Source organism: Vulcanococcus sp. (assembly GCF_044369115.1).
GTDB lineage: Bacteria > Cyanobacteriota > Cyanobacteriia > PCC-6307 > Cyanobiaceae > Vulcanococcus.
Genome location: NZ_JBIPMN010000272.1, coordinates 1 through 9687, shown reverse-complemented (window position 1 = coordinate 9687; position 9687 = coordinate 1). Strand labels below are relative to the sequence as shown.

Here is a 9687-nt window from a genome sequence, read left to right as displayed (position 1 = left end):
AATAGATCTCCCTACAGCTACCGGAGAAGGCGTGATAGCCAGCTCTTGTGATCTCGGAAAGGATCCGATCGGGGCTCCAGCCTGGGGCCAGGACCTCGGGCTCCACGAAGGCATAGAACTCGTACCAGGCATGCTCGGTGCCTTCCAGTGGCAAGGGAATACGCAAGGCTGGGAGATTGCCCAGGGCTTCAGCAAGAAGCAACGCATTGCGGGTGGAGGCGGCGGCACACTCCGGGAAGCTATGGAGCTGGATGCGGCCGATGGCGGCATAAAACTTGGAAGGCAGCAAGGCTCATGCCCGACCAGAGGCAACGCCAAACGGCACCGCCACGCGCTGATCCAGCCAAACCCCAATCAACAAAACTGCCACCGCCAAGCACAACACCCACAACAACCCACCAGCCAGATGAGCAATAGCCAAGAGAGCAGTAGCAGCGGTATATAGACGCGCTACAGCGGCATGGCTCCAGCCAGCCTGGTTGAGGCGTTGGAACAGATGCAAACGGTGAGCCTGGAATACCCGCTGGCCGGCGAACAACCTGCGGGGTACGCAAATACAGGCGTCAGCCAGGAGGGGAGTGGCCACCAGCAACAGGCCGAGGGCTGCCAGAAAACTAGCTTGCTGGAGCACGGCGCCAACGAAAACGGCGCCAAGGAAGGTGCTGCCCACATCACCCATGAAGACTTTTGCAGGGCTCCAATTCCAAAGCAAAAAGCCAAGCAAAGCCCCCACCAGGGGCCACAGGGCTGGCATACCGGTAAGAGCAGCAGCGGTAAACAACACGGCCATGGAGCAGCCCACCAGGCCGTCGAGACCGTCCATGAAATTAATGAAATTAATTACAGCGGTGGCGGAGATCAAAAGGAGCAGAAAAGGCAGCCAGCCAGCCGCAAGGGCCGGCAGCGGACTTATCAACAGCAACAACAAGGCAGTGAACAACTGCACGCCATAGCGCAAGCCGGCGGGCAGGTTATAGCGATCGTCCAAGAAGCCCACTAGAGCCAGGGGCAAGCAGAACAGTGGAAGCCAACCGCTTAGCAAGGCAACAGCAAGGCTTCCCACCAGCACAAAAGCCACCCCACCTCCACGGGGGGTGGGGAGCCGATGGGAACTGCGGGCGTTGGGTTGATCTAGAAGCCGACGACTGAGTACGGGGATGAACAGCCAGAGGGATAACCAGGTAAGCGCTGCAGCAAAAAATCCACAGACAACAAACGGCAACCAAGCCACCAGCCAATGGGGCGGCGAGAAAGAACTCCACTCACCCGACTCTATTGCTGATGGAAGAAAGGAACTAAAAGGGAATCTTAAGAACACGATTAATGTTGACAATAAAGACTAGGTCAAGCAAGCTGGCCTCAATCCAATGACCTCAAGCATGATTATAGCCGCTGCGAACGCTGCAACACGAAGAAGCTGTAACAAAAACTTGTCTAGAATGGCAAAAAGGCTTGCCTTTTGGCTTGAGCCTTGAGCAGCGATTGAAGCATTTCAAGCGCGCTGCTGGTAGCTGGCAAAACTAAAGGCAAAGTCTTTATTATCCAGCTGGCCCGGTGACTGACAGGAAAGATGACGTGACTAACGCCGATTAGGCGATCAGTTCCAACGCAGCTCTGTATGAGTGACTAAATCGTCAGCTGGTGGGTTGATCCACACCACTTCTGGTTGGCTCCAACAGCGTGATGTCGTTGTCGACCGCCGGGGATTGACTTGACTAACATGTTTATAGACACAAGCACGGTGGCGGCAGATCTGTACAGACTCATCGCAATAGCGCTTATGATGCCTCACGAACTTGATGCCGCTGTGGCAGTGCTAATGGTTGGTCCAGTCCACAAATGGGGAGACTCAGAGGCAGGCTTCCTCTTGCTGCTGAGTGGCCGGCTGGGGTAATCATGCAGGTAAGTATCGTTACGGGAAAGGGATTCCGAGCATGTGTGGTCGTTGGTAACCTTCGGCCGGAAAGACGATCTGAGTACGCCCAATTCAAACAGTCGCACCTCAAGCGTCGCCGCTCTCAGTGCATGCCGATAACGGCAATGCAATGAGAGCGACTGTTTGCGACGGGGACTAACGCGAACCTTCAGGCAGGCCGGGCTTACCAGCTCAGCGGCAAGTTTGGAGTCCTCGCATTGCTACACATCCCACGCAAGCACCTTGTGGATCCAGACGTCGATCACCAGGTGGTGATACATCCAGATTCCTTTGACACTGGTGGGGAGATAGGAAGTGTCATAACTCCAAACCTAGTTTGGAAGATCAGCTCGAAACCTGGGCGCAGGCCTTGGTTCCTTCGGCAGCCTTGCCCTACCGCGAAGGTGCAGCTGGCCATGGAGATGCATCACCCGGATGAAGCTGCGCTCTGAACCGATATAAAGGCTTTGGTATGCCTGGATTGGCGCAATATGGCCTGGCAACTAGGAGGCGAATTCGCTCTGACTACAAGTAAGCAGGATCCTTCTTCGTTCCACCTCATGCAAGCAGTGGGCCACCTGGCGGCTACTACATTTGCGACCATCCACACCTTCCCCATTACCGACCAGCTTGCCTATGCCAGCGTTGAAGGTTGTTAAGGCCATGCCCATGGGCTTGTGCAGTTCATTGGCGCGGGCACCTGCAACAATCCCTTCCTCAAGGATTGGCACGGCCTTCCGCAGATCTTTCGGGGTTGTCAGTCTTCCCAGTGCTCTGACCAGAAGACGAGGACTTTTATCTACAATCAACGGTGATACCGCCTCCGCTGAGAATTGTCCTTTCGGCGCAGATCCTGATATAGCTGCTTAAGTTACTTGAGATCTTGTTGGTGCCGCTTCTCTAGGTCCCGCTGCTCCACTATGGTCAGCAACTCACTAGCATTTTTCATCAAGTACCTTCTAAACGCTCGGCCTTCGGCCTCGCTAGGGGCGGTATGCCGGCAGCGGCATAGTTGTTCTGGGAGTAAAACTCGCTGAGTGCAGCAGGCACTGTGCTCCGAGGCATTGAACCCAGCTATCTCGAGGAAGACAGTGAACCTCACAAGAGTAGACTAGCCCTCTGGGTCCTTAACCGATGCCGGAGCGAGCTCCCCCTGCAACCGCCAGCTCTTCCTCCAGTTGTGGAGGGTGGCCTGACGAATCCCCAGTTCCTGGGGAATCTGAGACACGCTCTGCCTATAGGGCGGGCTCATCCATTTTTGCAGGTCTGCCTGTATAGTGAATCTGTATCGAAGAATTGATTTGATCCATCAAACCCATGCTGGCTCAAATCAAAAGGCGTCATCATTACTGGCAGGGGGAGGCCAATCTAACTGTGCTATAGTCTCAGAAAACACTTATTGACCGCGTTAGAGCAAATTCAAATGTGCTTAATGGCATGTTCAGTGCCCTATCACGAGAACACCAACGTCGAGTCATCCTGAGTTCACCATGACTGGAACCAGAGAAAATTTCGCACGAAACTTGCTACATACCAGGGTTGACTGCCGAAGGCTTGCCACTCTAAAGAGCTCAAGTCCATGGAGATGCATACTTACTCCTCAGTTCACATCGGTTCTGCTCTACAGGCTTTCACGGGCATTGTTCCTCTCGCCACTTAAGCCCCTATCAATAATCCCTACGGTCGCAAACAACATTCTCTTTGGTGTTGAAATTTCGCCTCGCACTGCCATCGGCCCTGGCTTAGTATTGCCGCATCCAAATTCAATTGTTATTGGTGCAATATCCATAGGGGAGTTTGCAATCATCTATCAGCAAACGACACTGGGTTCAAAAACCTTCGATGACGGCTTTAACTCACACATGAGGCCAACGATTGGCAACCATGTGATAATCGGCTGTGGAGCCATCATCCTGGGCAACATACACATAATTGACAATACACTAGTTCGAGCCAATAGCCTAACAACGTCAAGCTCTAAACTATAAACAACCCAATGTCAACACTAGTGGTGATTGGTTCCAACTCCAAAGCCTGGCAATGCCTGAACAGAGATAGTGATGTGATCAACAAGATGTATGAGTCAGTCATCGAGCTTCGAACCAGGGATCTCTTCGTGCAACCCGTGGGGGTAAAGGCAAGTAGCTGCACAGGGCCGATTGACGTATTGATCTTTTCCTTCTCACGCATAATGCTGGACAACCTTGCCCTCATGAAGGCTTGCAATGCTCAATTCAGAGGTAACAATATTATTTATATAAGCTCCCTTTCGGTGCACGCCAACTCCGTATGCAGGCATTACAATTATCCTAAGATGAAAGTCGAATGCGAGTTGCTAGCCGGCGAATTTAACTTCAAAATCCTCAGACTGGCAAATGTGTCTGCAATTGCACAGATGCATGAGGAGATCAGCAAGCGCTATCTTAGTCATTACACGACCGCCCATGAACTCTTGTGCGGCATTAAAAAATGCAGAAAGAATAAGATAGTAGAAGCATACGCATTGTGCAACAAATCCAGGGCCCCGTTCTGGCTGACACCGATCTACCTAATGTATTCAACACTGTTTCGCTTCACTCCAAGTCTTCTCGTTGTCATGCGCCCATTTGATTTCTTACTGCGCGAGCTTGGATCGAAATACTACGGGTACAATTACATCGTGGAAAACCGCCCGGTTAGCAGATGATGTTTGATGTTATAGTTATAGGAGCCAGCCTGTCATGTCTCGGCTATCTTCATGGTCTTATTGATTCACCATGCTTCGCAACCAAAAGATTGCGCGTTCTGATTCTCGCAGACGACCGCTCTACGTCAACATATTATCCACAAAGTCAGAATGTCCTGCTTGAACATTACGGTCTTGGCGGGTTAAGCAATTATTGGCATTCGATCATACCCTTGAGTCTATCCACGTGGATGAACTGTGGAGAAGATAGTGACAATTACTTGTTTTTCCTGTCCAAGTTTTATCCTCAGGAGCAATGGAATACCATTTACAGTTCCAGCCATGTACCGGATATCACTCAGCGCTTGTTTGTCCCTCGTCAAAGGATTCGAGCAGGGACACTGATTCAGGAGATTGTAAGCCGGTTCGAAAAACAGCTTCAACTACTCAGTTGCCACGCCTCAAGAATCGAATATCGAAATGGCCAATTCACAATAAACTCAACGGATCATCATTCGTTCAAGACACGAAAACTTGTCATGGCCGCCGGCAGCCTGGGTACCCCTTACCTTTTGAGTAGTCTGTTTGAGTGTCAGAATCTATCGGGCACGGCATCGGATCATGTAATCACCTATCATGGGAGGTACGAACCAAGACATCAATCATACGCGGCAAAGCCAAAGATGATCAAGACTGGATACATTCTTGAGTGTCCCTTAAGTGAATGCAGATCATCCATTTACTACTCAAGACCATCGTTAGCGGATTTTACGCGGGTTGATCAACCTATTTTGAAAAGAATCACCCAAGGCTTAAATAGAAATCTTTCAACCTTGAAAAACATTTCCATCGGCACGTTGGCAGAGCAAATGTACACGCGGGCAGGGTTGCAGTTACCATCCAAGTACTTCAGCATCTATTCTCAGACATTAGCCGAACGTTCATATAGTTATTCAATTGACAAAAATCACTCTAGGGCCATTCTGTCCTGCAATGAACTCTCTATAGCCTACTCAATAGCTGAAGCCCGCAAGAAGAATCCATGGTCCCACGGAGGCAAGTTTATTCCTTCAAGTTTCGAAGATAAATACATACCTGGGGTGCATTTACATGGCACCATTGGAAAGGCATCACCGATTCGGCGATCTATTGATTCTCTAGCTGAGCTGAGCATCATCGATTCGTCTGTACATGAAACCATTGGAGCCGAGCATCATGCGTTCCGTGTTGCATACCTAGCTTACATGAAAGGTCTATAAGTACTAGCATGACAGAATTAAGTGTTTCCGTCATCATCCCATGCTTCAATTGCCAATCAACAATTGACCAAACGATCCAGTCGATTCTACGCCAATCATATCCAAACTTCTCGATCGTTTGTGTCGATGATGCCAGTACGGACCAAACATTGCTCAAACTAAGATCTTATACCGATAGGCAGATTCAAGTATTGTCGATGCCTGTCGGAAGTGGTGGACCTGCGACACCAAGAAATTGGGGCGTGAGACATACAACCAGTGACTTGGTTGCTTTTTGCGATAGTGACGACATATGGCATCCTGATAAATTAAGACTGCAGGTAGAGGAATGGCAGAAACTAACGATACGATTCCCGAATCTGATTATAAGCTCATCTCGTCTGATGTTCAAAACCTATCCAAAACAACATACACAGTTGCAAGAGACTGCCGTGCAGCACTTGGATTCCAGTAATCTGTCAAAGCGAATCGATGAATTGGCATTTTTGTCCAATCCTATAGTAACATCTAGCGTACTTTGCAAGCCATCCACAGCAATCAATTTCCCGGAAAGTCCTTCACTATCAGCCGTCGAAGATTATGCTCTTTGGCTTCTGCTGAAAGACAAAGGATATGTGTTCTATAGTTTAAAATCACCTCTCGTATACTATCGGAAGAGCCACAAGTCGATTTCATCTGGAAATTCTCGTCAGTTGTCGCGCCTTATCGTGATGTTTCGCTATATTTATATCCATCGGATACTGTCTAATTCTAGATTGAACTCCTCCAAAGCTGTGGATATGGCAGCGATGCTAATGGTGATCCCTCGACTGACCGCCTTCATATTCCACCATACAATAAAGACACTGATCTTTCCCACCCCGTGGCTTCATTAATCTTCGGTGCATCAAGTCCTGTCGGCCAATCACTGTACGACAGGTTGGTTTCAACAGATGACATCGTGTATGTTTCGTCAAGGCGTAGGCCGGAATTCATTGAGGAAGAGCTCTTCTTACAAGTGGATTTACATTCAGAGAACTTTAGTGCGTACTTAAACTCATTGAAACATATGCTGGCCGGCCAACGGCTTCGCATATTTTTTTGCTCTCACATCTGGTTGACCCTTGGAGCATTGGACGCGCTCATCAAAGATGAAGAGCTAAGCCACAATATTGCGAGCGTTATCGTTTTATCGTCTGCCAGTTATCAAACAAAGACGTACTCCATCTCCCGTGAAGAAAGGAGGTACGCCAGCAAACTCAGAGATTCTCATCGATCCATATCAACTCTGCTTACAAAGTCTAAAATTCCACATTTCATTGTGGCCCCAACCGTAATCCTAGGTCAATCAGCATCCTATTCAGATAAACTATCCCGTGCATACTCCTGGCTTTCCTTGGTTGCATGGATACTAGTCATGCCAACCGACAGAGGGTTGCGGCAGCCAATAGCACCAAGTCAGCTTGCCGACCTACTCTATTCACTGGCGAGTTCGGAATTCATTCTACCAACAGAGCGTGGGAATTTGGCTTCCGTTGGTGGTGATGAGGTGGTCTCAATTGATAGACTGTTATTGGCCAGAGTGCCAAGGAAGCCCATCATAACCATTCATGTTCCATCAAGACTTTGGCTGTTCGCATCTTCCCTTGTGGCAATTATCGCTCCTCAATTCGGCGCAATCCTTCATCGCATGCCCATAGATCTGTTGCCTGATTATGGATTGACTTCTTTCAGGAAACAAATGGGTAATGCTCCCTGAAGGGCAAAGCGGAGAAACGCAGCAACGGTCTTGAGAAATGGATTGAAACTCATCCACGCTGGCAGAGAAATCAGCTCAGGACTCGAGGTATACGGGAGTGGAATCACTCCATGAAACCAACGAGGCGATCCACGCCCATGATTTCGGCCCTGGCACTTGGGCGACGATGGCATGGGACAACTTGAAGAAACCATCACCCAGCTCTTGAAATCGCCATACGATACAAGCCTGCCTGAACAGAACGAAGAACAAGAATTCCTATGGCGATAAACATCAAGGAATTATAAATATCGTGCGTCAGAAGCAAACCAATGAATGCCACAGTAAAACATAAAGAGATGACAAAGTAAGAAACACCCTGGCCTGACACAACCAAAAACTGTGAATACAATGAGGCGACGGCCGAAAGTATGGCTACGAAGCAAAAAATGATGAGCAAGCCTGGAGATACATAGGCGCCCTTAAAGAGAATCGATGCAAGTTGCAACTTCACGGCTACTACTGCAATACCCATGAGGCCTGCACCGACTGCAACAATCTTTACGATATGAATGCTTACCTGTGAGATTCCAAGGTTGAGTGGCACAGGCTGCGTTGATCGGTCCTGATCTGAGGCGGCAATAAGACTGCCAAGGGAGTTAAAAATAGGCTGTAGCTGTATATTCGAAACGATCTCTATGGCCGTGGCAACTGACCAGCAGGCTAAATATGTTGCCAGCTCTCCAGGATCTAACTTGAAGGACAAAATAAACTTGTCAACAAAACTTGGAAATGCATCAAAAATTCGACCAGCCCCCGAATATGTTGCAGCCGATGTATTGAACAACAAACTAAACGGACGAATAGATCGCCTGAAGGCAAGCAAAATAATTCTCCAAACAGACCGGGCAGAAGTGGGCAATAAGTCGCTCAACAAGGAATATAGAAGCACCGACGAAATAGCCATTGAAAATACGCCATCAAACCAAAGAAGGACAGAAGGAGTAAGATAGTATCCGTACCCTGATGCCGTGATGAAGAAAACCAAGCCCAAAGGCAAAATTGATCTAGAAACCGAATGAAACGACTGGAAAACAAGAAATCGCCTTCGTGAACGCGTACACGTGGCGAGAACTGAAGTAAGAGTTAATGACAATCCAACCAATGCGATTGGAAGCAAGAAAACAGGTTGCAACAGCCTTAACGAAAGACTGGGAAGGATGAGATAGGAGAGAACTGCAATCGCCAAGAGAATCGAATAGCGCCTCAGTGCAATTACAAAGAGCGAGAGGACCAAAGCTACGTATGCAGCATGTGACTTTTTAGCAATAAATCGAGGTAAATAAAAATCGGCCGATTCACCTACGGACATCCCCATGATGAGCGCAAGGAGAGAAGCCAAAGACAAATAGCGTATATACAATGTAAAGTAATCTGACTCAATAGCATGCGAATAAAATGACAAGCGCAAAATACCGACGGATGCGCCAAAAATAGCTAATATATAGTATAAAATAGACCGACTTAGAATACCCATCTCACTTCGGCATCGCGCTTCTGATTCAACTACTGTACAATAGCGCCACATGTGCTGCCCCCTCTCCACTCCCAATCGGCCCTCCCAGCGGACATCAATGGGTTGGAGAAATGCAAACAATCAGAACGAGGCACTAATATGCGAAGGGAGTACTTGGGAAGCCTACACGCTGTCGAGAGATCTTCCGGTAGCCAGTACCCGATAACATTGGGAAAGGTATGCATACTCGTTGCGCTCGGCAGCAATTATGCCATTCGGAAGCCATTAAATGATTCGGATGTTGCCATCATGATGAAGCCTGCGATCTTATCTGTCAAGTCAAGGAGACCGACTGATCTACGGTAACAACGCCACCCTCCTTGAATGCCTTGGCAATGACTAATCAATTATAAGACAATGTACGGAGATTCATTGGTAGGGCACTGATGCTGCGGCGGCATGCTTTCAAAGACTCAGACTACATTCTAACCCTCACGAAACATCACGCAAAGTGCCACCAACATCATTCGGACACACGATTGTAACTGCTTGGTACATTGAAGTACAGCTGCTCCCAGGACACAGACCCATGGCCAGACAAGCAACTCTTCGACT

General features: G+C 48.7%; 6 protein-coding genes and 1 pseudogene. 4 read left to right on the top strand and 3 right to left on the bottom strand.

The window, feature by feature from the left end; all coding sequences use genetic code 11:
* Positions 1–289, bottom strand: a pseudogene (locus tag ACIQ2E_RS14560) (aminotransferase); the annotation flags it as partial.
* A gap of 3 nt (positions 290–292) precedes the next feature.
* Positions 293–997 carry a glycosyl transferase gene (locus ACIQ2E_RS14555; protein ID WP_398332145.1) on the bottom strand — a complete coding sequence of 235 codons (705 nt, stop codon included), beginning with the start codon at positions 995–997 and terminating at the stop codon, positions 293–295.
* A 2929-nt stretch (positions 998–3926) separates the two neighbouring features.
* Here ACIQ2E_RS14555 and ACIQ2E_RS14550 point away from each other — a divergent pair.
* The 4 genes from ACIQ2E_RS14550 to ACIQ2E_RS14535 all read left to right on the top strand — a co-directional run bounded on the left by ACIQ2E_RS14550 (position 3927) and on the right by ACIQ2E_RS14535 (position 7577).
* Positions 3927–4601 (top strand): hypothetical protein, encoded by a 675-nt coding sequence (locus ACIQ2E_RS14550; protein WP_398332142.1) that lies wholly within the window; start codon positions 3927–3929, stop codon positions 4599–4601.
* 518 nt (positions 4602–5119) lie between these two features.
* Positions 5120–5839 (top strand): hypothetical protein, encoded by a 720-nt coding sequence (locus tag ACIQ2E_RS14545; protein WP_398332139.1) that lies wholly within the window; start codon positions 5120–5122, stop codon positions 5837–5839.
* A gap of 8 nt (positions 5840–5847) precedes the next feature.
* Positions 5848–6714, top strand: coding sequence for a glycosyltransferase family 2 protein (locus tag ACIQ2E_RS14540; RefSeq protein ID WP_398332136.1), 867 nt, complete (start codon positions 5848–5850; stop codon positions 6712–6714).
* Positions 6702–7577 carry a hypothetical protein gene (locus tag ACIQ2E_RS14535; protein WP_398332133.1) on the top strand — a complete coding sequence of 292 codons (876 nt, stop codon included), beginning with the start codon at positions 6702–6704 and terminating at the stop codon, positions 7575–7577. The genes ACIQ2E_RS14540 and ACIQ2E_RS14535 overlap by 13 nt, the downstream gene beginning before the upstream one ends.
* Before the next feature lie 193 nt (positions 7578–7770).
* On the opposite strand, the gene ACIQ2E_RS14530 is transcribed toward ACIQ2E_RS14535, so the two are convergent.
* Positions 7771–9093 carry a hypothetical protein gene (locus ACIQ2E_RS14530; RefSeq protein ID WP_398332130.1) on the bottom strand — a complete coding sequence of 441 codons (1323 nt, stop codon included), beginning with the start codon at positions 9091–9093 and terminating at the stop codon, positions 7771–7773.
* Between the last annotated feature and the right edge of the window lie 594 nt (positions 9094–9687).